At 60.9% G+C, this 658-nt stretch carries 1 protein-coding gene; it reads right to left on the bottom strand.

The features are described 5' to 3' along the window. Positions 1–68 precede the first annotated feature (68 nt). Complete coding sequence (locus AACY52_RS29115; RefSeq protein ID WP_339561188.1) at positions 69–512, bottom strand: cupin domain-containing protein; 444 nt, start codon at positions 510–512, stop codon at positions 69–71. Positions 513–658 lie beyond the last annotated feature (146 nt).

The raw sequence follows: 658 nt of genomic DNA, 5'->3' as shown, positions 1-658 counted from the left end.
ACGAAAAGCGGGAGCGGATGTGACCCGCCCCCTCTTTCGCCGTGCCGCTGGGAAGCGTCCGGAAAAAACTAGTGGGCACCCATCAGCGTCGCGGGGCGACGCTCGCCCGCAGACGAAATGACCCGCTTGAGCTTGTTGACCACGCGGACCAGGAGCCCGATCATCGCCGGATTGGTCTTGCGGCAGAAGGCGATCTTCTTGACGTGGCCCTCGACGTGCCATTTGGCATGCGCGCCGTCGCGGAAGAACACAACGTCGCCGGCACCATAGCGCTTCGGCGGGAGTCCTTCGCTCTCCAGCACGATCGATCCTTCGAGGATCATGATGGTCTCGTCGAAATCGTAGTACCAGTTGAAGCGGCCCTCGGTGCAGGACCAGATGATCGTCGACGCGGTGCCGTCTGCGCTGGTCGACAGGATGCGCGACCGCGACACCGGATTGCCCTCGATGACCCAGCTCGGCTCGATCGGCCGCAGCTCGAGATCCACATTGCAATCGCTGACTTCAATCATTGCGCGTGACATTGGCACCCCCGAAATGAATTTGATCTCCCGGGTCTGGGCCCGGATTGTTTTCAAAGCCGGACGGACGCTAAGTGCTCGGCGTTTAAATCTTCCTTACACGGGTTCCGCAAATCATCCTGGAGTTGTGTGGCGGC

The sequence above is a fragment of the Pseudomonas sp. EA_65y_Pfl1_P113 genome (assembly GCF_963970525.1).
GTDB classification, from domain to species: Bacteria; Pseudomonadota; Gammaproteobacteria; order Pseudomonadales; family Pseudomonadaceae; genus Aquipseudomonas; species Aquipseudomonas tritici.
Note: the sequence above shows the minus strand (reverse complement) of the source record. Positions and strands in the feature narration are given on the sequence as shown.

Bases quoted from the DNA above. Each gene is read 5' to 3' on its own strand.
- AACY52_RS29115 (WP_339561188.1), bottom strand. From the start codon at position 512: ATGATTGAAGTCAGCGATTGCAATGTGGATCTCGAGCTGCGGCCGATC.